Source organism: Qipengyuania sp. BR81-2 (assembly GCF_055693895.1).
This window is the reverse complement of sequence record NZ_CM146344.1, coordinates 320,909-347,175: the sequence shown is the minus strand read 5'-3', so window position 1 is coordinate 347,175 and position 26,267 is coordinate 320,909. Positions and strand designations below refer to the sequence as shown.

Sequence of the window (26,267 nt, the reverse complement as noted above, 5' to 3'; positions counted from 1 at the left end):
CCCTTGGAGGACAAGCCATTCTTGGCCCGCAGCGGCGAAGCATCTCTTTCATTCACTGGCGCTTCACTTGGGGCTCGCCTATATGCCTGTCATGACCGACTTTTCGCGCGCCGCACGGCGTCTCGCGCTCTTCCTTCCCGCACTGCTGCTCGTCCCGCAGACGCTGCCCGCGCAGGACTATCCGGCACCCGCAAGCGTGCAGACCGAGGACGAGGTTCCTTGGATCTACGAGAACAGCGATGTTCCGCGCGACGAGGAATGGGTCTTCGGCAAGCTCGACAACGGCCTGCGTTACGGTGTGCGCGAGAACGGCGTGCCGCCCGGACAAGTCTCGATCCGTGTCCGCATCGATGCGGGGTCGCTTCACGAAGAAGACAGCGAGCTCGGGTTCGCTCACCTCCTCGAGCACCTGCTGTTCCGAGAGAGCCAGTACCTCGGGCCCGCGGAAGCTATTCCGCGCTGGCAGAAGCTTGGCGCGACTTTCGGCAGCGACACCAATGCTGAGACCAGCCCGACCCATACGGTCTACAAGCTCGACCTGCCGAATGTAGACCCCGCCAAGTTCGAAGAAAGCATGATGCTGATCTCCGGCATGATCCGCGGCCCAGTGTTGAGCGATGCCAATGTGCGTGCCGAAGTGCCCATCGTGCTCGCCGAAAAGCGTGAGCGTGGCGGCGTTTCCGAGCGTGTTTCGGAGGCGAACCTCCAGACCCTGTTCGCCGGCCAACGCATGGCCGAGCGCGTCACCATCGGCACCGAAGACACGCTGCGCGCAGCCAATGGCACGTCGGTCAAAGCCTTTTACGATCGCTGGTACCGTCCGGAAAACACTGTCATCTCGGTGGTCGGCGATCTTGACCCCAACCTGCTCGCCGCAATGGTCGAGAAATACTTCGACGGCTGGGAAGGCAAGGGCCCGGCAGTAGACGCACCCGATTTCGGTGATCCGGTGGTGCCTCCGGGGGCCGATCCGGCGAACCCGGTTGGCGATGTGGCTGTCATCGTCGAGCCGACGCTGCCGCGCAGCTTCACTTACGGATATTTCCGCCCCTGGCGGCAGGTGAACGATACGATCATCTACAATGAGGGCCGCCTCGAAGAACAACTTGCTTTGTTGCTGATCAACCGGCGTCTAGAAGCGCGGGCCCGCGCTGGCGGAAGCTACCTTTATGCGCAAGCGAGCGAAGACAAGTTCAGCCGCTCCACCCATGCAACGCTCGTGCAGTTCGCACCGCTGACCGACGACTGGCAAGCCGCGCTTGCCGACGTGCGCGCGGTCATCGCCGATGCGCTCGCCAATCCTCCCACGCGCGAGGAAATGGAGCGCGAGCTCGACGAAATGGAAGTCGGCTACACCAATTACGTCGAGCAGCGTTCGGTGCTGCCGGCTGCGAACTTCGCCGACGATCTCGTCAACGCGGTCGACATCCGCGAGGCGATTGCCGCGCCCGAGACCTTCCTGATGGTCTTCAACTCGATGCGCGACAAGGCGACGCCGGAAACGGTTCTCGAGACCACCCGCGACCTGTTCAGCGGTCCGGTGATCCGCGCGACCTACGTGACTCCTTCCGCCGCCGATGGTGACGAAACAGTCCTGCGCACAGCCCTGCTCGAGGAAGTCGACGCCGCAGCAAACGCGCGTCTCGCAGCGCAGACGATCTCCTTCGACGACTTGCCGGCGATCGGCGAGCCGGGCGAGATCGTCAGCCGCGGCCCGCACGGGATCGGCGATGTCGAGCGCATCGTATTCGACAATGGCGTTACCGCGCTGCTTCAGGCCAACAGCTTCGAGCCTGGCCGCACGCTGGTGAAAGTCCGCTTCGGAGCGGGCTACCTAGCCTTCGATCCCGAAGACGCGGCCTATATCCAGCTCGGCCAGTCCTCGATGTTCTCGACCGGACTTGGCGAATTGGGTCAGGAAGAGCTCGACCGCATCCGCACCGGGCGCAAGCTCGGTCTCGATTTTGCGATCGGTGATGGCACCTTCAGTTTTTCGGCCCAGACCCGGCGCCAGGATCTTGCCGACCAGCTCTATCTGTTCGCCGCCAAGCTCGGCATGCCGCGCTGGGATGCCAATCCCGTGATGCGCTCCAAGGCAGCTGCCCAGCTCGCATACGAAAGCTATGCGGCAACGCCGGGCGGTGTCCTGTCGCGGGACCTCAACTACTTCCTCTACGACGAACTCGAAGTCTTCCGAACCGCGACGCCGGACATGCTCGCTGCTGCAGACATCGAGGGTTATCGCGAGGTTTGGGAGCCAATCCTCGAGCAAGGCCCGGTCGAGGTCCTGATCTTCGGTGATTACGACAAGGAACAGGCCGTCGAAGTGCTCAGCAAGACGTTCGGCGCATTGCCCGACCGCAAGCCGATCCCTGCCGAAGTCGCTGCGCGTGCCTATAATCTGGGCGATGCGGGCGAGACCGTGGTGCGCTTCCACAAGGGCGAGGCGAACCAGGCCGCCGCCGTGATCGCCTGGCCTGCCGGTGCCGGTCGCGGAGGCATCCGCGAATCGCGCCAGCTGGCGATCCTTACCGAGGTGATGGGTAACCGCCTGCTCGATTCCATGCGCGAGCGCTCGGGTGCGAGCTACTCTCCCTCGGTCCGTCTCGACTGGCCGACCGATGTGGAAAGCGGTGGCTCGATCGTCGGCCTTGCCCAGCTCCAGCCTAAGGATGTGCCGGTATTCTTCGCTGAAGCCGACCGCATCGCGCGCGAACTGGCTGAGACCCCGCCGACTGCGGAAGAGCTGGCCCGCGCTGCAGAGCCGCTGCGCAACTATTACGAGCGCCTTTCGAGCGGGAACTACTTCTTCATGACCGAGCTCGAAGGATCGACCACCGATCCGCGCCGGATGCGCGCGCTTCGCGGGTTCCTGCAGGATTACGTCAATCCATCGCCCGAGCGCATGCTCGAGCTTGCGCAGCGCTATCTTGCCGACAGCGCATGGCGCATGGCGGTGCTCCCGGAAGGCCAGGAACTCGCCACCCGTGTACCTTCGGGGTCAGCGCAAAGCGGTCGCTAGGAGCGATCACGGCAATCGGGCTTTTGTGCTGGCCAAGTTTATGCTGCTTGCGCGAAAAGCCCGTCTGGGCTTGGCATGAGCATCGTAAGCAATACCGAATTTAGTACCGAATGGATGGATAATGGCACGCGAATGGGCACCCGATAGCTGGCAGGATTTCGAAGCGAAGCACCTGCCGCGCTATGAAAGCGCCAACGCTCTCGACGAGGCGACGCAGGCGCTCGCCAGCCATCCGCCGCTCGTTTTCGCAGGCGAGGCGCGCGCGCTGAAGGCCGATCTCGCGGAAGTTGCGGCAGGCAAGGCGTTCCTGCTCCAGGGCGGCGATTGCGCCGAGAGCTTTGCCGAATTCCATCCGAACAATATTCGCGACACGTTCCGCGTGCTGCTTCAGATGGCGGTCGTCATGACCTTCGCCAGCAAGCAACCGGTGGTGAAGGTGGGCCGCATGGCAGGCCAGTTCGCCAAGCCGCGCAGCTCTGACACCGAAACGCAGGGCGATGTGACGCTCCCGAGCTACTTCGGTGACAACGTCAACGGCATCGAGTTCGACGCCGCGACGCGTACCAACGATCCGCAGCGCATGGTCCGCGCTTACTTCCAGGCCTCGGCCACACTGAATTTGCTGCGCGCCTTCGCGGGTGGCGGATACGCAAACCTTCGCCAGGTCCACCAGTGGACGCTCGACTTCATGGGCCGCAGCCCTTGGGCGGAAAAGTTCGCCGAGACCGCCGATCGCATCGGCGAGTCGCTGGACTTCATGGAGGCCTGCGGGATCGACCCGGCGACCGTGCCGCAGCTTCAGGGCACCAGCTTCTACACCAGCCACGAGGCGCTGCTGCTCCCTTACGAGCAGGCACTGACCCGCCGCGACAGCCTGACCGGTGACTGGTACGACACCAGCGCGCATATGGTCTGGATCGGTGACCGCACTCGCTTCGAAGGCAGCGCGCATGTCGAATTTGCGCGCGGCATCGGCAATCCGCTGGGCATGAAATGCGGGCCCAGCCTGGAGACCGACGCGCTGCTCAAGCTTCTCGATACGTTGAACCCCGCCCGCGAACCGGGCCGGATCACGCTCATCAGTCGCTTCGGCCACGACAAGGTCGAAGACGGCCTGCCGCGCCTCGTTCGCGCGGTGAAGGCGGAAGGGCATCCGGTCGTGTGGAGCTGCGATCCGATGCACGGCAACGTGGTCAAGTCGGACAGTGGCTACAAGACTCGGCCCTTCGACCGCATCCTCAGCGAGGTGAAGGGCTTCTTCGCGGTCCACCGCGGCGAGGGCACCCATCCGGGCGGCATCCATATCGAGATGACCGGACAGGACGTGACCGAATGCGTTGGCGGCGCCGTTGCAATTACCGACGAGGCGCTCAAGGACCGCTATCACACGCATTGCGACCCTCGCCTCAATGCGGCGCAGTCGCTCGAACTGGCGTTCCTGATCGCAGAGACTCTCAACGCCGAGCATTCGCAGGCGCAGGCGAACGCCGCCTAGGTGCAATCGCCTAGGCGGACGTAGAACCTTCCTTCGGCCATTTCTGCGCAATCCTCCTGATGAGTAGGAGGCCATTGTGCAAAACGTCGAACCGCGATCGGAGCGATCGCTCGCGATACCGGCTTGGCCGCTGGCCATCGTGCTGGCCGGCCTAGCGTACCTCAGTCCACGTCCCGGTGTGAGCGGCCTCCTGTTCGCCCTCGCGTTCGCCTTGGTGGCAATCCATGGACTGCGTTCGCGCCAGCTCGCCGGGAAACTCCGCCGAGATGCGCAGCACCTCGCCCGAAACGTCGACCTGCTGGAAACGGCCGAGGGGCTGGCAGGCTATGGCAGGTGGTGCATCGAACTCGACCCGCGCCGCCATCTCTGGTCCGAGGAAATGTGCCACCTGGCGGGCCTGCCTGCAGGTACGGCCCCGCGTGAGGACATTCTTGAGCGGATCCTGCCCGACGGGCTCGCTCAGATCGAGACGACGCTGCAGGCGCACGAGCGCGACCACGAAGCTTTTGCGATCGAATTCGAAGTGGCCGACCGAAGCGGGAACTCGCGGATCCTGCGGGCGAGGGCGCGCAATCTGTTTTCGCCCGACGGCGTGCGCGAACAGGTCTTCATGGTCGTGCGCGATGTGACCGGAGACTATTCTTTGAAGCGTGACCGTGACGAGGCGCTGGAACGCGCTGCACTGGCGCAACAGCAGGCCAATACCGATGAACTGACGGGGCTGGCCAACCGCCGGTCGGCAATGGCTTTCCTCGATCGCGCGGTGGTCGAGGCGCGAAAGAGCGGCGATCCGCTGTCGGTCGTCGTATTCGACATCGATCACTTCAAGGCGGTCAACGACGGACACGGCCATCTGACCGGCGACAAGGTCATCAGGGCGCTGGGCGATATCGCCTCGCGACAGGCACGCGAAATGGATCTCGTGGGGCGCGTGGGCGGGGAGGAATTCATCTGGATCATGCCGGGCTGTGCGGCCGAGGCCGCTTTGAGGGCCGCCGAAAGGCTGCGCTGGGCAGTGGAGGCAGGCACTCTCAGCGCGCCCATCCCCTCTATAACGATCAGCGCTGGCCATGCGGAGCTCGAGCAAGGCGATGCGTCCCTTACGATGTTCGCGCGCGCCGATGCGGCGCTCTACGAGGCAAAGCGAGCGGGCCGGAACCGCGTGACGCGGGCCGCCTGAGTAAGGCCCTCAAAGTTATCCATATTTCGGAGAGACCCGGTACCCTTTAAACCGTCACGGAAATGCGCCATGGTGCTTGACGGTTGCTCGATTCTGGCAGCCGGCAAGGGGAGAGCCGGGCCATGCCCCGCACCCAGACGAGCCATTCCCAACTTAGCGCTCGCGGCGATTTTGCCGGGACCTATCGGCAAGTGCGCTCCTTGAGCGAGGCCCTGGTCGGCCCATTGAGCGAGGCCGACGCCACGCTCCAGTCGATGGAAGACGCATCGCCGGCGAAATGGCACCTCGCGCATGTGACGTGGTTCTGGGAGACCTTCCTCCTGCGCGACCACAAGGCCGGTTATGCGCTCTACAACGATGACTGGCCCTACGTCTTCAACTCCTATTACGAAGCCGAGGGAGAGAGGATCGCGCGCTTCTCCCGCGGGATGCTGTCGCGGCCCACTCTTGGCGAGATCCTCGAATGGCGAGCGCATGTCGACGAGGCGATGCAACCGTTGCTCGGCCGTGAGGACCTGCAGCCACTGATCGAGCTCGGCCTTGCGCATGAGCAGCAGCATCAGGAACTATTGCTGACCGACATCAAGCACGCCCTGTTCCAGAACCCCCTCGGCTCCGCGATGTGGGATGCGACCCCACCGCCTGCCCAAAAGCAGGAGGACGGCTGGCACAGCCATCCGGGCGGGATCGCCCTGGTCGGTCATCAGGAGAGCGGGTTCGCCTTCGACAATGAAGGCCCGGCGCACCGCGTGCTGCTCGAGCCGTTTGCCCTGTCCTCGCGGCTTGTGACCAATCGCGAGTGGGACGAGTTCATCGCCGATGGCGGATATCGCAATCCCGCGATCTGGCTGTCGGATGGCTGGACCTGGGTGAACCAGAACGGAATTTCGGCGCCGTCATACTGGCGCGAGGGCGAGCACTTTACCCATAATGGCTGGAAAGCGCGCGATCCGGGGGCCCCGGTTACACATATCTCCTATTTCGAGGCAGACGCATTCGCCACATGGGCCGGGTATCGCCTGCCTACCGAGTTCGAATGGGAAGCCATCGCGCGCGGTCAGGAAGGCGAGGCGCCTGCCCATGACGCGGCTGGCGGTAACCAGCTCGGCGGCGCGGAACCACCGCTGCCGGTGGGAAGCGATGGCCTGTTCGGCGATTGCTGGCAGTTCACCCGTTCAGCCTACCTTCCTTATCCGCGCTTCGAGCCGGCAGAGGGAGCGGTCGGCGAATACAACGGCAAGTTCATGAGCGGGCAGTTTGTCCTGAAGGGCGCAAGCTGCGCGACCGCGAGGGGGCATTCTCGCCCGAGCTATCGCAATTTCTTCTACCCGCACCAGCGCTGGCAATTCACCGGCGTGAGACTGGCAAAGGACATATGACGAAAACAAACGGATTGGCACTCGTCGACCGCGACGACGACGGGGTGGACCGCGCCTTCCGCGGTGACGTACTCACAGGTCTGAGCCAGCGGCAGAAAGCCGTTCCGGCGCGCTGGCTCTATGACGATGCAGGCTCGCAATTGTTCGAGGATATCACCGACCTCGAGGAATATTATCCGACGCGCGCCGAGACCGAGATCCTGAAAGGCCGAGGCGAGGAGTTCGCAGCCCTGATCGGCACAGGCAGGGCGGTGGTCGAGTTCGGCTCGGGCAGTTCGGTAAAGACTCCACTCCTGTTGAGAGCGATCGAGCCGGCTGCCTATGTGCCGCTCGATATCTCGGGCGATTTCCTGCGCGAATCCGCCGCCGCCCTTTCGGAGAAGTTTCCGGGCCTGGCGGTGCATCCGGTCGAGGCGGACTTCATGCGCGAAGTCGCTCTTCCCGAGGAAGTCGCTGGCATGGAGAAACTGGGGTTCTTCCCGGGTTCGACCATCGGCAACATGGTGGCCCGAACGGCGGTCGACTTGCTGCGCTCGATGCGTGCCACGCTCGGCGCGGATGAGGGAGAAGCACCGCTGCTCCTGATCGGTATGGACCTCGTCAAGGACCGCGAGGTTCTGGAAGCCGCATATGACGATGCGCGCGGCGTGACGGCCGAGTTCAATCTCAATCTTGCTCGACGCATCAATCGCGAGCTGGATGGCTCGATCCCTGTCGATGCGCTGGAGCACAAGGCCATCTGGAACGATGAATTCGCCCGGATCGAGATGCACCTCGTGGCGACACGCGACATCGCCTTCTCCGTCGCCGGGCGCGAGTTCGCCATGAAGGCGGGTGAGACGATCCACACCGAAAACAGCCACAAGTTCACGCGCAGGAGCGCGAATACCTTGCTGCTCGCCGGTGGTTGGACCCCGCGCGAGCGCTGGACCGACAGCAAGGGCCGTTTCTCGCTGATCCTTGCCGAGGCGACCGAAAAGCGCGAGGCGCCATAAGTTCATCGACGGGCAGGGTAGGCATACCTATATCGTTGTCATGGACTTCGAGCCCGTCCTCACGAGCCTGATGGAGATCGCGCAGACCGTACCGCGATCCGGCCTGCTGATCGGCACCATTGCCGCCTTGTTCCTGGGCTGGGTCGGCGCCCTGATGCTGCGCAACAAGGTCGCTGGCGGCAGGCTCATCCGCACTCTCAGCACGCTGGCGCTGGTGGGCATCTTGCTAGCCGTACTGGTGCAAGTCGCCCGCTTCGATCCGAGACTGGACGCCTTCACCGAAATCGGCATGCCCGAACAGCGCATTGAGGGCGGCGAGACGGTGATCCCCATGTCGCCCGACGGCCATTTCTGGCTCAAGGCGGACGTCAACGGGACGCCCATGCGCTTCCTCGTCGATACCGGCGCCACACTTACCGCTTTCTCCGCCGACGCCGCCCGCGCAGCAGGGCTGGAGCCGCGAACGGGCGGCTTGCCCGTCAGGATCAGCACCGCCAACGGCACGGTGACGGCGGATCTCACCACGGTCGAGAGCTTGCGCCTCGGCAATATCGAGGCGCGCGGCATCGATGCGGTCATCGCGCCAAACCTCGGGCGGACCAACGTGCTGGGCATGAATTTCCTCTCCCGCCTCGATGGCTGGCGGGTGGAGAATGGCGAACTGATCCTGAATCCCGGCTCGCCGGTAACCGAGTGATCGTTTGACGGACGCGTAGGAGCCGTTAAGTCGGAGTTGATGGCCAGCCCCGCTCCGCTCCCATCTCCGCCAAGCCTCGCCGAGCTGCTCGCCCGCGGGCCCCTATCCCTGTTCCTCGACTTCGACGGTACGCTGGTAGGCATAGCGCCGAGACCGGGCGATATTCACGTGCCCGATACGCTGTCGAGCCATCTTCACGCCTTGCGAGACAGGCTCGATGGACGCCTCGCACTCGTGAGCGGCAGGGCGCTCGACGATCTTCACGCGCATCTCGGCGAGGTTTCGATCGCGCGAGCGGGTTCGCACGGTGCCTCGCGCTTTCTTGCCGATGGCACGCGTCTGGGCAAAGCGCCCACTGGATTGCCGGATGAAGCTGTCGCGGAATTGCGCGACTTCGCCGACGAACACGGCCTCTTCTACGAAACCAAGAGCCACGGCGGCGCGCTTCATTTCCGCGGGGACCCGCATAAGGAAGAGGCGACACTCGACTTCGCGTCGCGCGTTGCATCCCGGCACGGGCTCGACGTCACCAGCGGCAAGAGCGTCGCAGAGCTCGTCAGACCGGGCGCGAACAAGGGCGCCGCGCTGGAAGCCTTCATGGCGATAGAACCCTTCGCCGGGAGCCTACCGGTCTTCATCGGCGACGATGTGACCGATGAGCACGGCATGGCCGCTGCAATCGAATTCTCCGGTTTCGGCATTGCGGTCGGGGAACGGGCAAGCAAGGCTGCGCGCTATCACCTCGAAGACGTCGCTGCAGTGCATCATTGGCTGGATCTATGAACGAACCCAATCTCGAACTTTCCCCCATCGGCAATTGTCAGGTCAGCGCGTTGGTCGACGAGGTGGGCGGGTTTGTCTGGGGATGTGTTCCGCGGGTCGACGGAGACCCGGTCTTCTGCTCCTTGCTCAATGGCGACAAGAGCGACGAGGGCGTTTGGCGCTTTGAACTCGAAGGGCAGGTCTCTTCCAGCCAGCATTACATTCGCAACACGCCTATCCTTGTGACGCGGCTGGAGGCGGAGGATGGTAGCGCGCTGGAAATCCACGATTTCGCGCCGCGCTTCGAAAGTTCGGGGCGCATGTACCGCCCGGTCGCATTCATTCGCATCGTGCGACCCGTCGCCGGCGCACCCCGGCTGCGCGTGCGCCTCGCGCCGATGAAGAATTACGGCGAGAGCATCGCCGCGACGACGAACGGTACGAACCACATCCGCTACCTCGTCGGCGACCAGGCGCTGCGCCTCTCGACCGATGCGCCGGTGGGCTACATCCTCGAAGGACGCAGCTACCGCGTCGAAAGCGACCAGCACTTCTTCCTCGGCCCTGACGAGCCATTCTCGGGCAATATCCGCAGCGAACTGCGGCGCATGGAAGCCCAGACACAGAAATACTGGCAGCATTGGGTTCGCGGGCTTCACATCCCGCTCGATTGGCAGGAGGAGGTCATTCGCGCGGCAATCGCGCTGAAGCTCTGCCAGCATGAGGAGACGGGGGCCATTGTGGCTGCCCTAACGACTTCGATCCCCGAGGCGCCTGGAAGCCAGCGCAACTGGGACTATCGCTACTGCTGGATCCGCGACAGCTACTATACCGTGCAGGCGCTGAACCGCCTCGGCGCGCTAGACGTGCTCGAGAAGTATCTCGCCTATCTTCGCAACATCATCGATCAAGCACGCGGGGGGCAGATCCAGCCGCTCTATTCGGTCATGGGCGATCCGGAACTGCATGAAAGCGAGGCGGAGCATCTGGCCGGATATCGCGGCAACGGGCCGGTGCGCATCGGCAACGCCGCCTATAAGCAGGTGCAGTACGATTGCTACGGCCAGATCGTCATGCCGACCGCGCAGGCATTCTTCGACACGCGCTTGTTGCGCATGGCCGACGAGCGCGATTTCGCGCATCTCGAAGAGGTGGGCGAAGCGGCCTGGGCGAAGCACGACAAGCCAGATGCAGGCCTGTGGGAATTCCGCACGCGGCAGGAGGTGCACACCTATTCGGTCGTCATGTGCTGGGCCGCCTGCGACCGGCTTGCGAAGGTCGCTTCAAGGCTCGGCAAGGCGGACCGCGTGGCCTTTTGGCAGGAACGCGCCGATGCGATCAGGGCCAAGATCGAAGAGGAGGCCTGGAGTGAGGAGGGCGGCCATTACGGCGCCAGCTTCGAAAGCGATTACCTGGATGCGAGCCTGCTCCAGATGGTGGAATTGCGCTTCCTCAAACCCGATGACGAGCGCTTCCTCAAGACATTCGCTGCAGTCGAGCGCGACCTCAGGCGCGGCGACCATATGCTCCGCTACGCTGCCGAGGACGATTTCGGCGCTCCGGAAACCGCCTTCAACGTGTGCACCTTCTGGTTGATCGAGGCGCTGCACCTGACCGGACGCAGCGACGAGGCGCGCGAGCTGTTCTGCTCGATGCTCAGTCACACGACCAGGTCCGGGCTCCTGAGCGAAGACCTCGACTATGATACCGGCGAGCTCTGGGGGAACTTCCCGCAGACCTATTCGCTGGTAGGTATCATCAACTCTGCAGGTCATCTCTCGAAAAGCTGGAGCGAGGTGCGATGAGCGCCGACGCCCGCCTCGTCGTCATCTCCAACCGGGTCGCGGTGCCCAAGGCTCGCGGCGCGGCCGGTGCGCAGGGCGGGCTCGCGGGTGCGCTGCATTCGGCGCTGAAGGACCGCAGCGGGCTTTGGTTCGGATGGTCGGGTGAAGAGAGCGAGAGCGGCCGCACCGGCAATGTCTCCACCCAGACCAGCGACGGCGTGACAACAGCGACGATCGATCTTTCCGAGCGCGACGTCGAGGAGTATTACAACGGCTATGCCAACTCGACGCTGTGGCCGCTGTTCCACTACCGGCTCGACCTTGCGCAATACGAGCGCGAGACCGGCAAGGGCTACGAGCGCGTCAACGAACGCTTCGCGGAGCTTGTCTCACCGCTGATCGAGGAAGACGACCTCGTCTGGGTCCACGACTATCACCTGGTCCCGCTCGGCGAACGCTTGCGGTCGCGCGGCCTCAAGAACCGGATCGGGTTCTTCCTGCATATCCCGTGGCCGGCAACGCGGCTGTTCGTCTCGTTGCCCTATCACGAGCGGCTCGTGCAGACGATGCTGCACTACGACCTGATCGGCTTTCAGACGAAGGAATGGCTCGACAGCTTCCTCCACTATTGCCGCACCGAGCTGGGCGCCGAGGTGGATGAGGCGACCGGTTCGGTTTCTCTCGATGGGCGCACGACGACGGCGCGCGCCTATCCCATCGGCATCGACTGGGATCACTTCAGTGCGCTTGGCGAAACGAAGGATGCCTGGGAAGCCGAACAGCGGCTTGCGACCTCGACCCGCGACAGGACAGCCATGATCGGCGTGGACCGGCTGGACTATTCGAAAGGCCTGCCGGAGCGGCTGGACGGGATATCCCGATTCTTCGACAAGAACCCCGAGCGTACGCGCGATCTGGTGTTCGTGCAGATCGCACCGCCCAGCCGTGAGGATGTGGACAGTTACCAGGCGATCCGCGCCACGCTCGAACAGAAGGCGGGACAGATCAACGGCGCGCGCAGCGAGGTGGACCTGGTCCCGGTGCGCTACGTCAACCGCGGATACAGCCACTCCGAACTTTTCGGGTTCTTCCGCGCCTCGAAGATCGGCCTCGTCACGCCTCTGCGCGACGGCATGAACCTTGTCGCGAAGGAATACATCGCTGCGCAGGACCCCGAAGATCCCGGCGTCCTGATTCTCTCGCGTTTTGCCGGTGCGGCGGCGCAGATGGCGGATGCCCTGCTGGTCAATCCGCACAGTCCCGACGATCTGGCGCATGCGATCAAGACCGCGCTCGACATGCCGCTGGAAGAGCGCAGGGCGCGCTATGACAAGCTTATTGCGACGGTCAGGGAGGACAACGTCCAGGACTGGACCAACACTTTCCTCGAAGACCTCGACCGGGTCAGCGGTTGCTGATCAGGACACGGCCCGCTTGGATGGCGCATCGCGCCAGCGACCGGTGGCCTGTTCGAGGTGATCCATGAGACTCATGTGCCGTGGCCGCTCGGCACGCGGTGTGAGGACTTCCTCGACTTGCCGCAGCAGTGTTTCGGGCTCGAAGGGCTTTCTCAGATAGGCCTGCGCTCCGTTGTGGAAGGCGGCATTCTCATCTTCGATACCGCTGATGCCCGTGAACATGATGACAGGCAGATCGTAATTCTCGGCCGAACTGCGCAGTGAGCGAAGCACTTGGGCCCCTGTCAGGCCGGGCATGTCCTGATCGAGCAAGAGGAGGTCGGGTCGGCGCCAGTTGAGCAGTTCGAGTGCCCTTTCACCGTCCGGGACCCAGCCCGAGGCGTGACCGGCATCCATCAGGATCTGGCTCGCCATTTCGGCAATGATCTCGTCGTCGTCGACTATCAGGATGTGGGCCACGTGCATCTCCGTTCCGTCTCGCGATGTGCAGTGGCACGAAACCTCGCCAAGGCCGGTAATTCGGGCAATACGGATTGTTACGCAGTGCCATGGCTGGCACGAGGGACCTCATGATTCGCGAACCGTTCATTCCGACAGAAGGCATCCACAATCTGCGCGATTTCGGCGGGTGGAAGACGGGCGAGGGCGGCAGCGTGCGCACCGGCCTGCTGTGGCGGTCCGGCCAGCATGTGGACGCAAGCGATGCAGACCTTGCCGCCGTTGACGCCCTCGATATCCGCACGATCATCGACCTGCGCGGCGAATCCGAGCGGGAACGGAACCCCTGTCGGCGTTCGGATCGATGGGCGGGCGAGGTCATCGCCTATGAAGGGGAAACCACGTCCAGCCCGCCGCACATGAACGTCGCGCCCGACACGACGACGACGGAATTCGCGCGCGAGAGGATGATCGGCGTCTACACGCGCATGCCGCGCAATCCGGCCATGACCGAGATGTTCTCGCGCTATTTCAGGGTGCTGGACGAGCGTGAGGGAGGCAGTCTCGTTCACTGCTTCGCCGGCAAGGACCGCACCGGTGTCGCAGCAATGCTCGTGCTCCATGTCCTCGGCGTGCACCGCGACGAGCAGATGGCCGAGTTCCTGCGCACCAACGACGCGCCCACTCTTGAGGTGCTGGCCAGCCAGTCTGTGCCCGGGATCGAGGCAAAGCTGGGCCGCAAGCTTGACGACGATGCTATCCGCGCGCTGCTGGAGGTCCACGAGGACTATCTCGCCACGTTCTGGCGCGTAGCAGCCGAGGATCATGGATCGCTCGACGCCTATCTCGAAAATGCCTTAGGTGTGGATGAGGTGTTGAAGGAGCGGCTCAAGGCGCGCTTCGTGGCGTGACTCTGGCGGGGGCAATCCCCATATAGCCTGTTCAATTCAATCCGAGACGTTCCAAGAGACAAGACCATGGCTACCCATCGCACCAAGATGCTCATCATCGGCTCCGGCCCCGCCGGCTATTCCGCTGCCATTTACGGCGCGCGCGCGATGATGGAGCCCATCGTGGTGCAGGGCCTCCAGCCCGGCGGCCAGCTGACCATCACAACCGATGTCGAGAACTATCCCGGCTTCGCCGACGTCATCCAGGGCCCCTGGCTCATGGAGCAGATGCAGAAACAGGCGGAACATGTCGGCACGCGGATGATGTGGGACACAATCGTCGATGTCGACGTATCGAAGGGCTCGCCGTTCACGGCGAAGGGCGATAGCGGCGACGAATATATCGCCGACGTCCTCGTGATCTGCACCGGTGCGCAGGCCAAATGGCTGGGCGTTCCGGGCGAGATGGAACTGGGCGGCAAGGGCGTCTCGGCCTGCGCGACCTGCGACGGGTTCTTCTATCGCGGCAAGAAGGTGGCGGTGATCGGCGGTGGCAATACCGCTGTCGAGGAAGCGCTTTATCTCACCAACCACTCGGACGATGTTACACTGATCCACCGCCGCGACGAGCTTCGTGCGGAAAAGATCCTGCAGGAACGCCTGCTCAACCACCCGAAGATCACTGTGCTCTGGAACAAGACGGTCGAGAGTTTCGAGGCGGGCGAGAACGGCGCGCTGCACCATCTCAACCTGCGTGATACGCAGGGCGGTCCGGACAGCACTTTCGAATGCGACGGCGCGTTCGTCGCGATCGGCCATGCTCCGGCGACCGAGCTGTTCAAGGGCAAGCTGCCGATGGACGATGGCGGCTATCTGCTCACCGAACCGGGCTCGCCCAAGACCGAAATCCCGGGCGTATTCGCGGCGGGCGACGTCACGGACCATACCTATCGCCAGGCGGTCACGGCTGCGGGCATGGGCTGCATGGCCGCGCTCGATGCAGAGCGCTTCCTTGCGACGCTGGAAGTGGCGGAGCGCGAAGCGGCCGAATAAGCCGCTCCGGCACTCCGACGGGTTTCATTACATGTGGATGTCGAATGCGTAGATCACCGCGTGGAAGATCAGCGCGATCAGCACGAGACTGGACAGCGCGAACAGCACGAAGCGCACCATGACCTTGTTCGCGGTCGCCTGAACGATCGAGTGGATGATCCTGAGGCCGACGTAGATCCACGCCAGCAGCGCGTTCATCCCGTCGCCCCAACCCACGATCGCGAGCAACAGCGCCGTCGCATAGAACACGGTCGGCTGCTCGTGCAGGTGGTTGTAGTTGTGAGCTTTCCACTGGACTTCGGCAGGCAGGGCCTCATCCAGCGACTTGGTCTTGCGCGCATCGTCGGGCGCAATTCCGGCTTTCGACATGGCCGGAATGCGGGTGGCGTACATCCACAGCCACATCACCATCGTCCAGGCGAGCAGGACGACGACGGGCTGCAGGATTTCGGAACGTGCGATTTCCATGGGTGATCTCCCTCAGGCAGGCGCGAGCGACGGGTCGAACAGGACGGTCGCCACGACCGCGCGGACCGCGAGAACCGTCAGGGCGAGCGTCGAGACGAGAAACAGCAGGAAGCGGAGCTTCACGATGTTGACCGTCGCCTGGTAGAGCGAATGGACGATGCGGATCGCGACATAGGCCCATGCCAGCAGCACATCGATCGCGCCGGCGCCCATGATCGAAAGGATCACGACGGTCGGATAGAAGATCGTCGGTTGCTCCATGAGGTGGGCATAGTTGTGCGCCTTCCAGTTAACCTTGTCTGGGATGACCCCTTCGAGGTCCTGCCCCCGGCCACCGGGCTTCGCTTCGCCAAGGCCGCTACCGACCTTCTTGATGGCTGGTAGGCGGGTGAAGGCCATCCAGTAGAGCATGATGAGCGACCAAAGGACGAGCACCGCCGCTGGGGCGAGCATCTGGGCTTGCATGTTATTTCCCTCCCTGTTTCGGCGCTAGACCTGCTTGGCAGCGCCGCGAATGTCAAACTCCCGCGATCGTCTGCGCGAACCTTTCCGCATCGGTGTTTCCGCCCGTCAGCATGATCACGGTATCCTCATCGAGCGGCACCTTGCCCGCCAAGGCTGCGGCAAGGGCGGCAGCTCCCCCGGGTTCGATCACGAGATTTAGCCTTGAAAATGCAAGGCGTTGCGCCTCGCGGACCTCCTCGTCGGTAACGGTGACGCCCGGTTCCGCGCGCCCTGCGAGGACCTCCAGATTCACCTGTTTCGTGGCATCGGGTTGAAGGGCATCGCAGATCGTCGCGGGCGGATTTTCACCGACGCGGACGATCTCGTTTCTTGCCATGGCCTGCCCGACCATGTCCCATCCCAGCGGTTCGACAATGTGGATCGCGCTTTCGGGGCAGGCGAGGGCGAGGCCCGCAGCGAGGCCTCCGCCGCCGCAGCACGCCACCAGGCGTGAAGGTGCGCGGCCGAGCTGCCTGCCGATCTCGATCCCGGCGCTGCCCTGGCCTTCGATCACCCATGGGTCGCCGAATGCGTGGACGAGCGTGCCCCCGCGCTCCTCGATGAGTTTCGCGGCAACCTCGTCGCGGTCCTCGCCGGGACGTTCGTAGAGGACGATTTCTGCGCCGAGTGCGCGGGTCGCTTCAAGTTTCACAGCCGGCGCATTGCGCGGCATCACGATGGTGGCGGCAATTCCCAGCTCGCGGGCAGCCCAGGCTACCCCCTGCGCATGGTTGCCCGAAGAGACCGCGATCACCCCGCGTGCCTTTTCTTCGTCGGAAAGGCTCGACAGGCGCCACCAGCCGCCGCGTATCTTGAACGCCCCGACCGGTTGCAGGCTCTCCGCCTTCACATGGCAGGCAATGCCGCCAACCTCGACAGGCAGCAGAGGCGTGGGAGGCAGGATCGCGGCAATCGATGCCGCTGCGTCGATCACCCCCTGCTCAGTGGGTTTGCGAATATCGGCTGGGACCATTTGGCTAGCCTAGTGCATTTCGCTAGAGGGCGCGCAAGATTCGAATTTCAGAAAAGAGGTTTCATCCATGTCGACAGTCCTGGTTATTGGTGCGGGCGGCGTCAGCTCGGTCTGCGTTCACAAGATGGCGATGAACAAGGATATCTTCACCGATATCCATCTCGCCAGCCGTACCAAGTCCAAGTGCGATGCCATCGCTGCCAGCGTGAAGGAGCGCACCGGCGTCGATATCTCGACCTACGAGATCGATGCTGAGGAAGTCCCGGCCATGGTCAACCTTATCAAGAAGACGCAGCCGAGCCTCGTGGTGAACCTCGCGCTGCCCTATCAGGACCTTCCGATCATGGATGCCTGCCTCGAAGCAGGCGTCGACTACCTCGACACCGCGAACTTCGAACCCAAGGACGAGGCCAAGTTCGAATACAAGTGGCAGTGGGCCTATCACGACCGCTTCAAGGACGCTGGCCTCATGGCGCTGCTCGGATCGGGCTTCGACCCGGGCGTGACCAGCGTCTTCACGATGTGGCTGAAGAAGCACAAGCTGAAGACCATTCGTCAGCTCGACATCCTCGACTGCAATGGCGGCGACCACGGCCAGGCCTTCGCCACCAACTTCAACCCCGAAATCAACATCCGCGAAGTGACCGCGCCTGCGCGCCACTGGGAGAACGGCGAGTTCGTCGAGACCCCGGCGATGGGCAAGAAGGTCGAATTCGACTTCGAGGGCGTCGGGCAGAAGAACATGTACATGATGTACCACGAGGAACTGGAAAGCCTCGCGAAGTTCAATCCCGAGCTCGAGCGTGCACGCTTCTGGATGACTTTCGGTGACGAGTACATCAAGCACCTTACAGTGCTGCAGAACGTCGGCATGACGCGGATCGACCCGATCAAGTACAAGGGCCAGGAAATCATCCCGCTGCAGTTCCTTGCCGCCGTCCTGCCCAAGCCAGAAACGCTGGGCGAAACCACCAAGGGCAACACCAACATCGGTGTGATCGCCACCGGCGAAGCGCTCGACGGTTCGGGCGAGAAGACCTTCTACATCAACAACATCTGCAGCCACGAGGCCGCTTACGAGGAAACCGGCAACCAGGCGGTCTCCTACACCACGGGCGTACCCGCGATGATCGGTTCGGCCATGGTGGTCACCGGCAAGTGGGAAGGCGACGGCGTGTTCAACATGGAAGAAATGGACCCCGACCCCTTCATGGACATGCTCAACGAGCACGGCCTGCCCTGGCAGGTGAAGGAACTTGATGGTCCGGTCGATTTCTAAGGCTTTCGCAGCCGCAGGCGCTCTGGCGCTTGCGGCATGCGGCGGGGCGCCCCGCGAGGACGCCCCGCGCGTCGATATGGATACCGATTGGGCGCAGGTGCCTGAGGGCGTCGCATTCGGCGAGTTGAGCGCGGTCGATGTCGACAGCCACGGGCATATCTTCGTGCTGCACCGTGCGGGGCGCGAGTGGGTAGAGCCGTTTCCCGTCGATGAAATCGCCGAGCCGACGGTTTTCATGTTCGCCTCCAATGGCAAACTGCTAGGCAAGTGGGGCGCAGGCGCGCTTGTTATGCCGCATGGCCTGTCGGTCGATGGCGAGGACAAGGTCTGGATCACCGACGTCGCCCGCGAACAGGTCCTTCGCTTCAGCCATGACGGCGATGGAGAGCTCGTCATCGGCGAACGCGGCGTGTCGGGGCAGGACGGCACGCATTTCGCGCGGCCGGCAGATGTCGCTTTCGTGGGTGACCGCGTGCTCGTCGCAGACGGCTATATCAACAATCGCATCGCAATCTTCGACCGGGAAGGCAATTTCCGAGGGCAATGGGGCGAGGAGGGCTCAGGCGAGGGCCAGTTCAACCTGCCGCACGCCATCGCCGCCGATGATGAGCGGATCTACGTCGCCGACCGCGAAAATGCGCGCGTGCAGGTGCTTACTCACGACGGTGAGCCTCTGGCGATGTGGAAGCCGGACGGAGCGGGATATCCCTATGCGGTCAAACCCATCGGCAGCGGTTATTCGCTGGTCGTGGAGGCGCGCGATGGCCAGAACCGATATGGCGCGATCATGCGGGTGTACCGTGCTGACGGCTCGCTCGAGCGGATCTTCGATGCGGGCATGGATCCGCGAGAGGGCGAAAGCCTTGGTCACGACATCGCGCTGGCGCGTGACGGCAGCGTCTACATGATCGACAATCGCGCGGGCAGGGTGGTGAAATTCAAGCTGGCATCCGCCGGCATCGCGGACGAGGACTGACTTCTCCCCTTTCGCTTGGCCTCGTGCGCGCCTAGATGCGCCTCCATGGAAACAAAAGCCGGCGATCCGGGTGCCTTTGCCCATTTCGACTTGAACCGTGTCGACAGCCCTGCATTCGTTGTGGATGCAGCGAGGCTTCGCGCAAACTGCCAAGTGCTCGCCAGCGTGCGCGACGAGGCGGACATCAAGATGCTCAGCGCATTGAAGGCCTTCTCCATGTGGAGCGCTGCGCCGATCATCGGCGAATATCTCGACGGCGTATGCACCTCGGGCCTGTGGGAAGCGCGGCTGGCGTCCGAATTCTACGACGGCGAAATCAGCACCTATTGTGCCGCCTACAAGCCAGACGAGCTGGACGAGGTCTGCCGCCTGTCTGACCATGTCATTTTCAATTCGCCCGGCCAGATGGAGCGCGCTGCGCTCATCCTCGAAAATGCGCGTGCCAGCGGGCAGGATTTCGAGGTCGGTCTGCGTATCAATCCGATGGTCCCGACCGGCGAAGTGCCGCGATACGATCCGTCCAGTCCCGGCAGCCGTCTCGGCTTTCCGATCGACCAGCTCACGCCGGAAATCATGGAAGGCGTCGAGGGCATCCACTTCCACAATCTGTGCGAGCAGGATTTCGAGCCGCTGCACCGCACTTGGGACAAGGTGTTCGACGCGATCGAGCCGTGGTTCGGGCAGCTCAAGTGGATCAACATGGGCGGCGGGCACCATATCACCCGCGCCGATTATCAACGCGAGGAACTAGTCGAATTCCTCAAGGACGCAAAGGAAGACACGGGCGCCGAGATCTATCTCGAACCGGGCGAAGCCGTGGCGCTCGATGCCGGTATTCTCGTCGGCACGATCCTTGATACCGGCTTCAATGAAGTGCCTGTCGCCATCGCCGACGTCTCGGCCACCTGCCACATGCCCGACGTGATCGAGGCGCCGTACCGTCCCGCCATGCTGGGCGAGGACACGAACCACGAGACGCCAGAGGTACGCATTGGCGGCCCATCCTGTCTCGCCGGCGATGTCATCGGCGATTACCGGATCGCGGGCGGCGCAGAGGTCGGCAAGCGCTTCGCCTTCCTCGACCAGGCGCATTATTCGATGGTCAAGACCAACACTTTCAACGGCGTCCAGCTACCCAGCATCTGGATGTGGGACAGCGAGACGGACCAGCTCGAGCTGGTGAAGGAGTTCGGCTATTCGACCTTCCGCGACCGGTTGAGCTGATCGGCCGGGGCTACTCCTTCAAATATCGGTCCAGCCACGCGTTCCAGCGTTCCATACGGTCGAGATAGAAGCTCGGGCGGCGGATCGTGTGGTACTCGCCCGGGTAAATCACTAGCCTGGTGTCGATCCCCCGATGTCTGAGCGCCTGGTACATCTGCTCGCTGGCGACGGCCGGGACGTTGACGTCCTCCTCGCCGACGATAAAGAGCGTCGGTGTCTGGATGCGCTGGTTCTCGAAGAAGGGATAGCTGATCCGCAGCCACCCCTCGAGGTTTTCCCACGGCGTGCCCAGTTCGGCGATATACTCGCGCATGTACTGGTCATGCCCGAACCCGGTGATGACGTTGGAGATCGAGGCCCCGCTCACCGCCGCCTTGAAGCGGGTGTCGCTGGCGATCACGTAATTGGTGAGCATGCCGCCGTAGGACCACCCGCTGACGCCGAGCCGTTCGGGATCGGCAATTCCTTCGGCCACGGCACGATCGACTGCCGCGAGCACGTCGGCCACATCGACCGAACCCCATGCCGCATCGATCCCAAGGGCAAATTGCTCCCCGCGGCCGGTGCTGCCCCTCGGATTGGGGGCAAGTACCACATATCCCGCGGCCAGCTGCCATAGAATCTCTGCGTCCCAGCCATAATCGAACTGCGATGTGGGCCCGCCATGCAAGTTGAGAAGGGTCGCGTGGCGCTCACCCTCGCGGTAGCCGACCGGGAGGTAGGTGAAGCCGGAAACGCGAGTGCCGTCGGCACTGGAAAAACTGGTCTTGCGGACCGAGCCGAATTCCAGCCCGGCAAGCCAGCTGTCGTTGCGCCTGCTAAGCTGGCTCAAGCGTCCGTTGGCGAAGCCATAGACCTCCGCCGGGGCGAAGCTGGTTTCCTTGAGCAGCGCCATCCGGCCATTCACCACGGCGCTGGGCGAGGCCAGCACATATTCGCCATCGGCGAGCTTCGTCATATCGCCGCCCGACGCAGGCATTTGTGCGAGATATTCCTTGCCATCGTCCTCGACGACGAAACGGATCGCGCGGCCGTTCTCGGTCCAGGCGGGAGAGAGAATATTGCGATCGATCCCGCTCGTCAGGATCGTGGGGGTGCCTCCGTCTGCATCGATGACCGCAAGCGGGGTCACGCCGTACCAGATGGTTTCAGGCTCGCTGCTGCGAACATATGCGATGCGCCTGCCATCGGGGCTCCATGCGGGCCGGAATGAAGGGCTGTCCGCGCCCTTGAAAGTCGTCAGCTGGCGCGGTGCAGTTCCGGGGACCGCCACGCGCGCGATGAAGATATCGGTATTGGTCGACCGGTCGGGTTCATCCTCGCGGTTGGAAACGAAAGCGACGCTCGCGCCATCGGGCGAAAATGCGGGCAGTCGCTCGTCGAAATCGCCATCGGTCAGCCGCGTGATCGACTTGTCGCCCAGCCGGTAGAGCCAAAGGCGCGTGCGCCGATTGTCGAGGAAGCCGGTGCCGTCGTCCTTGTACCAGTATCGGTCGATGACGATCGGACGGGGCCGGGCCTTCTCTTCATCCGTCTTGCCTTCGCCTTCCGGTTTGGGATCGGTCACCACGAGCACCAGCGAGCGTCCGTCCGGCGCCCAGGCATAATCGCCGATCGAACCCTTTACGCCTTCGATCGGCATTGCCTCGCCGCCCGCCATCGGCAGCAGCCAAAGCCGCGTCGGCGCATCATCCTCGCCTCCGCGCGAGGACAGGAAGGCCACCTGGCTCCCATCGGGGCTGAACCGCGGGGTGGAGGCGCTTTCTCCCTTGCGCCCGGTAAGTCGCCGCTCGCCCGAACCATCGAAACTGGCGATCCAGATATCGCTCGAATTGCTGTCCTTCTCGAGATCTGCGGTCGAGACCGAATAAACGACCTGCGTTCCGTCGGGTGAGATCGAGGGATCGGAAACCCCCGCGACCTTCAGCAGGTCGGCCGGCTCGACCGGCCTTGCCGCGGTCTGTGCCGGCAGCATTCCGGCGGCAAGCATGGCGGCGAGAATTGCAGGTGTTCGCATAAGTCCCCCTCTTGTCCTTACTGACTGTGCCTCCTTTTCGCGCGAGTCAATTCGCTTCGCCATCGCGCCAACCAGCAAATGAAGCCACGGGCCACCGCAGCACAGGCCCGCCGCATCCGGTGGAAACTTGCGCCTTTGGGTGCGGATATTCACTTGCGTTTCATGATCGAGCTTTTATATGCGCCGCTCCTGCTGCCCCAAGGGGACTTCCTAACCGCAAGGCAGCTTGTCGTTTCATGGTCCGCAAGGACTGTTTAGGGGGTCCCTTGAGTTGCAGCATTTTCCTGACGCCCGGTCCGTAGTTCGCGCCCTCGCGCCCGACGAACCCGTTATCCTGAATCGCCCGCACGCGGCTGCGCGCGCTGCCCGCTTCTTTGTCGAGAAGTTTCCGGGCAAGTCGCTCTATGCGGTGAAGGCGAACCCGTCGCCCGACCTGTTCCAGATCCTGTGGGACAACGGCATCACGCATTATGACGTCGCCTCGATCGCCGAAGTGCGTTCGGTGCGCTCGGTCCTGCCCGATGCGACGCTATGCTTCATGCACCCGGTCAAATCGCCCGGTGCGATCCGCGAGGCATACTTCCAGCACGGGGTGAAGACCTTCAGCCTCGATTCCAGCGAGGAACTGGCCAAGATCGTCAAGGCGACCCGCGACGAAGACGGCAACGACGCGACCGACCTTCGTCTTTGCGTGCGCCTGCGTGTCTCGAGCGAGCACGCCGCGCTGAGCCTTGCCGCCAAGTTCGGCTGCGACCTTACCGAAGCGCCTGCGCTGCTGCAGGAAACCCGCCAGTATGCCGACTGGCTGGGCGTGTGTTTCCACGTCGGCAGCCAGGCGATGAGCCCGTTCGCCTACGTTCAGGCGCTCGACCGCACGCGTGCAGCGATTGCCGAGGCATCGGTGGTCATCGACATGATCGACGTGGGTGGGGGCTTCCCAAGCGTCTATCCCGGCATGGAACCCCCGCCGCTCGAAGACTATTTCAAGATCATCCACCAGCACTTTTACGCGCTGCCTGTCGCCTACAACGCAGAGCTGTGGTGCGAGCCGGGCCGTGCTCTGTGCGCCGAATATTCAAGCCTCGTGGTGAAGGTCGAAAAGCGCCGCGGCGAGGAACTCTACATCAACGACGGCGCCTATGGCGCGCTGTTCGATGCCGCGCACGTGGACTGGAAGTTCCCGGTCCGCGCGCTCGAGGACGACCTCATCAAGCCCGAGATGGATTTCTCCTTCTACGGCCCGACGTGTGACGATGCCGATTACATGCCCGGACCTTTCGGCCTGCCCGAGGACATCCAGGCAGGCGACTATATCGAGATCGGCATGCTCGGTGCCTATGGCGCGGCAATGAAGACCGATTTCAACGGCTTCGGCGCGGCACAGCGCATCATCGTGACCGACGAGCCGATGGCGAGCCTCTATGACGGCAGCCGTACCCGCCCGGTAGCCGACAACGTCGTAAACCTGCGATAGGCAATTCTCATCCGTACTCGGAGCGGTGGCTTTCGAGTACGGATTTCACTCTCCCGAGCGCTTCTCCGACGAGCGTGGGGAATTCCTCCGTTTCGAGCTCCAGAACGGCATTGTGAGCCGCAGCGATGCGCTTTGCCTGTGCCCAGTCGGTGCCGAGTGCGATTGCCCACTCGCGAAACGCGTCGGCCGCGCCAGCGCGCGGCTCGAGCGCCTTGGCCAGCGTCGGGTGGAAACCGAGCCTGCGGATCATCGCCAGCAGCGAGAGCGGAAAGCCCTTGTCGAGATAAACGAGCGTGTCGTCGACGTGGATCGTCCCGCTGCTGCGGTGCAGGGCCAGGACGGACGAGAAATGGACGTTCTCGTCATCGCAGACGAGCGGCACGCCTGAAGGCACCTTGAAGTCGAAATCGACGCCGAACTTGTCTGCAAGCTTGGCGTCCTCGCACAGCGTGTCTTGCCACGGCAGTTGCGGCAGCTTCCGCTTGTGCCGCGCGGTCCCGTAGAGGCGCGCATCGGGATAGGCGTTGTGCATCCATTCGCAGTGCAGCGTATGGAAGGGATGCAGGTTGAGGATCGCCGTCAGCCTGCGACCACCGTCGGTCAGCAGGTCGACTTCCCTCTTCACATCGTCGGGAAGCGTATAGCTGTCGAGAAAGACGTAATTCCCGTCCGCGAGGCGCACGAGCGAAGACTGGGTACCGAGGTTGATTACCCCACCCAGTTTGAAATCGCCGCTTACGCGCCAGAAACCTTCGCCAATTTCGGTCAGTCTGCCTGTCATGAAATCGCCTCCTGCAAAGCGAACCATCGAGGCATGCAAGGTATCCCGCGGCGCGCGAATACGGCCATGCGGGAGGTTTATTCGCCGAAGCGCACCAAGACTTGCGCACCGACACCCACGTCGGGACTGCCGTCGGCAAGGCCGGTATAGGCGTACCCTTGCAGGCGCAGGCTGTCGTTGAGCTTTTGCGTCAGCGATCCTGTCAGTTCGCTGCGGTTGGGTGCTGTCGGCAGCGAACCGTCACGCCAGTCGTAATCGAGACCGAAAGTGCTGTCGCCCGACACGAGATAGAGACCGGCACCGGCCAGCCAGACGTCCTCAAGCGGGAAATCGTCGTTCTCGCCATTGAATCGGCGACCGGCACGTACGGCAGCGCTGACATCGCCGAAGACCTGCAGCAGTTCGCCCTGCAGGGTGAAATCGGTGGTCCCGGTCGAAAGGGCTTTCTCCTGTGAGCCGGTGGGAAGCTTAACCTTGCCGGTGACGTCAAAGTAGGTCGTATCCGTAAGGCCCAAGCTATAGGTCGCCGCGATATTGGTGTCGCCAATGCCAGAGCGCGACGAGCTCGACGGACCACCGCCGCCGCCATTGCCCTGACCGTTCCCGCGCACACCGCCGTCGCCCGGAATGACGTCGGACGGACCCGAGACCGTGATGTACGGGACAGAGACCCGCACGTTGAAGTCGCCGCGCTGGAGCTTCACCGAAACCGGAATAGCGAGGAAATCGGTGTCTTCGTCCTGACCATAGTCGCCGGTCGAGTAATCGGCCCCGATCGCGACCTGGACGTAGTCGTCGTCGGCATGTGCCAACTGGGGCAAGGCAACAAGCAGGGCAGAAGCGGCAAATGCCAGGGTGTGCTTGGTCATCGGTTCTTTCGCATCATCAATTCTGGAATGGTAACGCGCCGCGCACCCGGCCTCCTGAACGACCGGGCGCACGGCGCGCGTTCAATCGGTCTGTTTAGCCGCCGCGGCCCGGACGATCGGGACGCTCAGGCTTTTCCGGCTTTTCGGGCTTCTCGGGACGCTCGGGCTTGTCCGGGCGATCGGCCTTGGCGGGACGCTCTGCACGGGCGACGCGTTCGGCCTTTTCGTGCGTCACGACAGCACGCTCGCCTTCGACCTTGGTGATCGTGTGCGTGTTGCCCGACGGCGTTTCGACCGTCTGGACCCAACCGGTTTCGACGGTTTCGAAGGTCGGGTTTCCATCAGCGTCGAGAACAGGATTGCCCTCGTCGTCGACCAATTCGCGCTCTTCGGTGAGAGCTTCGCGGGTTACGACTGCGCCGGTGGGCTCGGCAGTGTCGGTACCGGCATCAGTGTCGGTCGAACCGTCATCCTGCGCGAGCGCCGGATTGAAAGCTGCCAGTGTCAGTGCGGTCGGCAATGCAACCAATGTCAGTTTTTTCATTTTTGCTACCCTCCATCGAGCCTTGGGGCGGCATCGCGCCGCCCC

Annotated in this window: 23 protein-coding genes; 15 read left to right on the top strand and 8 right to left on the bottom strand. The window is 63.3% G+C overall.

Annotated elements, in window-relative coordinates; genetic code table 11:
* The first annotated feature begins 91 nt into the window (after positions 1 to 91).
* The 9 genes from ACZ1G8_RS01745 to ACZ1G8_RS01705 all read left to right on the top strand — a co-directional run bounded on the left by ACZ1G8_RS01745 (position 92) and on the right by ACZ1G8_RS01705 (position 12,732).
* Positions 92 to 3,022: a M16 family metallopeptidase gene (locus ACZ1G8_RS01745; RefSeq protein WP_472680125.1), complete on the top strand. Its 2,931-nt coding sequence runs from the start codon at positions 92 to 94 to the stop codon at positions 3,020 to 3,022.
* A gap of 121 nt (positions 3,023 to 3,143) precedes the next feature.
* Complete coding sequence (locus tag ACZ1G8_RS01740; RefSeq protein WP_472680124.1) at positions 3,144 to 4,517, top strand: class II 3-deoxy-7-phosphoheptulonate synthase; 1,374 nt, start codon at positions 3,144 to 3,146, stop codon at positions 4,515 to 4,517.
* 76 nt (positions 4,518 to 4,593) lie between these two features.
* Entirely contained in the window at positions 4,594 to 5,697 is a 1,104-nt protein-coding gene (locus ACZ1G8_RS01735) for a GGDEF domain-containing protein (protein ID WP_472680123.1), read from the top strand.
* A 122-nt stretch (positions 5,698 to 5,819) separates the two neighbouring features.
* Entirely contained in the window at positions 5,820 to 7,076 is a 1,257-nt protein-coding gene (egtB, locus tag ACZ1G8_RS01730) for an ergothioneine biosynthesis protein EgtB (protein WP_472680122.1), read from the top strand.
* Positions 7,073 to 8,071, top strand: a complete 999-nt coding sequence (gene egtD / locus ACZ1G8_RS01725; protein ID WP_472680121.1) for an L-histidine N(alpha)-methyltransferase — start codon at positions 7,073 to 7,075, stop codon at positions 8,069 to 8,071. The genes egtB and egtD overlap by 4 nt, the downstream gene beginning before the upstream one ends.
* A gap of 40 nt (positions 8,072 to 8,111) precedes the next feature.
* The gene (locus tag ACZ1G8_RS01720) at positions 8,112 to 8,768 is read left to right on the top strand and encodes a retropepsin-like aspartic protease family protein (RefSeq protein ID WP_472680120.1); all 657 of its coding nucleotides are present in this window, start codon (positions 8,112 to 8,114) and stop codon (positions 8,766 to 8,768) included.
* A 39-nt stretch (positions 8,769 to 8,807) separates the two neighbouring features.
* The gene (gene otsB / locus ACZ1G8_RS01715; RefSeq protein ID WP_472680119.1) at positions 8,808 to 9,551 is read left to right on the top strand and encodes a trehalose-phosphatase; all 744 of its coding nucleotides are present in this window, start codon (positions 8,808 to 8,810) and stop codon (positions 9,549 to 9,551) included.
* Positions 9,548 to 11,335: a glycoside hydrolase family 15 protein gene (locus ACZ1G8_RS01710; protein ID WP_472680118.1), complete on the top strand. Its 1,788-nt coding sequence runs from the start codon at positions 9,548 to 9,550 to the stop codon at positions 11,333 to 11,335. The genes otsB and ACZ1G8_RS01710 overlap by 4 nt, the downstream gene beginning before the upstream one ends.
* Positions 11,332 to 12,732, top strand: coding sequence for an alpha,alpha-trehalose-phosphate synthase (UDP-forming) (locus ACZ1G8_RS01705; RefSeq protein WP_472680117.1), 1,401 nt, complete (start codon positions 11,332 to 11,334; stop codon positions 12,730 to 12,732). The genes ACZ1G8_RS01710 and ACZ1G8_RS01705 overlap by 4 nt, the downstream gene beginning before the upstream one ends.
* On the opposite strand, the gene ACZ1G8_RS01700 is transcribed toward ACZ1G8_RS01705, so the two are convergent.
* Positions 12,733 to 13,197 carry a response regulator gene (locus ACZ1G8_RS01700; protein WP_472680116.1) on the bottom strand — a complete coding sequence of 155 codons (465 nt, stop codon included), beginning with the start codon at positions 13,195 to 13,197 and terminating at the stop codon, positions 12,733 to 12,735.
* 104 nt (positions 13,198 to 13,301) lie between these two features.
* Between ACZ1G8_RS01700 and ACZ1G8_RS01695 the strand changes: the two genes are divergently transcribed.
* Entirely contained in the window at positions 13,302 to 14,081 is a 780-nt protein-coding gene (locus ACZ1G8_RS01695; protein ID WP_472680115.1) for a tyrosine-protein phosphatase, read from the top strand.
* A gap of 66 nt (positions 14,082 to 14,147) precedes the next feature.
* On the top strand, positions 14,148 to 15,113 hold the full coding sequence (gene trxB, locus ACZ1G8_RS01690) for a thioredoxin-disulfide reductase (RefSeq protein WP_221428059.1): 966 nt from the start codon (positions 14,148 to 14,150) through the stop codon (positions 15,111 to 15,113).
* Positions 15,114 to 15,140: 27 nt separating this feature from the next.
* Here trxB and ACZ1G8_RS01685 read toward each other — a convergent pair whose 3' ends face one another.
* Genes ACZ1G8_RS01685 through ACZ1G8_RS01675 form a run of 3 tightly spaced genes read right to left on the bottom strand, consistent with a single transcriptional unit; the run spans position 15,141 to position 17,058 of the window.
* On the bottom strand, positions 15,141 to 15,581 hold the full coding sequence (locus tag ACZ1G8_RS01685) for an MAPEG family protein (RefSeq protein ID WP_472680114.1): 441 nt from the start codon (positions 15,579 to 15,581) through the stop codon (positions 15,141 to 15,143).
* Positions 15,582 to 15,593: 12 nt separating this feature from the next.
* Entirely contained in the window at positions 15,594 to 16,046 is a 453-nt protein-coding gene (locus tag ACZ1G8_RS01680; protein ID WP_472680113.1) for an MAPEG family protein, read from the bottom strand.
* Between the two features lie 52 nt (positions 16,047 to 16,098).
* Positions 16,099 to 17,058, bottom strand: coding sequence for a threonine ammonia-lyase (locus ACZ1G8_RS01675; RefSeq protein ID WP_472680112.1), 960 nt, complete (start codon positions 17,056 to 17,058; stop codon positions 16,099 to 16,101).
* Positions 17,059 to 17,125: 67 nt separating this feature from the next.
* Here ACZ1G8_RS01675 and ACZ1G8_RS01670 point away from each other — a divergent pair, with 67 nt between their 5' ends.
* The 3 genes from ACZ1G8_RS01670 to ACZ1G8_RS01660 are packed head-to-tail and all read left to right on the top strand — an operon-like array spanning position 17,126 to position 20,537.
* A complete protein-coding gene (locus tag ACZ1G8_RS01670; RefSeq protein WP_472680111.1) occupies positions 17,126 to 18,337 on the top strand; it encodes a saccharopine dehydrogenase family protein in 1,212 nt (403 codons plus the stop codon).
* On the top strand, positions 18,318 to 19,313 hold the full coding sequence (locus tag ACZ1G8_RS01665; protein WP_472680110.1) for a peptidyl-alpha-hydroxyglycine alpha-amidating lyase family protein: 996 nt from the start codon (positions 18,318 to 18,320) through the stop codon (positions 19,311 to 19,313). The genes ACZ1G8_RS01670 and ACZ1G8_RS01665 overlap by 20 nt, the downstream gene beginning before the upstream one ends.
* Positions 19,314 to 19,358: 45 nt before the next feature.
* A complete protein-coding gene (locus tag ACZ1G8_RS01660; protein WP_472680109.1) occupies positions 19,359 to 20,537 on the top strand; it encodes a carboxynorspermidine decarboxylase in 1,179 nt (392 codons plus the stop codon).
* Positions 20,538 to 20,547: 10 nt separating this feature from the next.
* On the opposite strand, the gene ACZ1G8_RS01655 is transcribed toward ACZ1G8_RS01660, so the two are convergent.
* Positions 20,548 to 22,554 (bottom strand): S9 family peptidase, encoded by a 2,007-nt coding sequence (locus tag ACZ1G8_RS01655; protein ID WP_472680108.1) that lies wholly within the window; start codon positions 22,552 to 22,554, stop codon positions 20,548 to 20,550.
* Between the two features lie 271 nt (positions 22,555 to 22,825).
* Between ACZ1G8_RS01655 and ACZ1G8_RS01650 the strand changes: the two genes are divergently transcribed.
* Positions 22,826 to 24,028 carry a type III PLP-dependent enzyme gene (locus ACZ1G8_RS01650; protein ID WP_472680107.1) on the top strand — a complete coding sequence of 401 codons (1,203 nt, stop codon included), beginning with the start codon at positions 22,826 to 22,828 and terminating at the stop codon, positions 24,026 to 24,028.
* A 7-nt stretch (positions 24,029 to 24,035) separates the two neighbouring features.
* Here ACZ1G8_RS01650 and ACZ1G8_RS01645 read toward each other — a convergent pair whose 3' ends face one another.
* From ACZ1G8_RS01645 to ACZ1G8_RS01635, 3 genes are all read right to left on the bottom strand, one after another.
* The gene (locus tag ACZ1G8_RS01645) at positions 24,036 to 24,809 is read right to left on the bottom strand and encodes a hypothetical protein (RefSeq protein ID WP_472680106.1); all 774 of its coding nucleotides are present in this window, start codon (positions 24,807 to 24,809) and stop codon (positions 24,036 to 24,038) included.
* 77 nt (positions 24,810 to 24,886) lie between these two features.
* Positions 24,887 to 25,678: a transporter gene (locus tag ACZ1G8_RS01640; protein WP_472680105.1), complete on the bottom strand. Its 792-nt coding sequence runs from the start codon at positions 25,676 to 25,678 to the stop codon at positions 24,887 to 24,889.
* A 94-nt stretch (positions 25,679 to 25,772) separates the two neighbouring features.
* Complete coding sequence (locus ACZ1G8_RS01635; protein WP_472680104.1) at positions 25,773 to 26,222, bottom strand: hypothetical protein; 450 nt, start codon at positions 26,220 to 26,222, stop codon at positions 25,773 to 25,775.
* Positions 26,223 to 26,267: the final 45 nt, after the last annotated feature.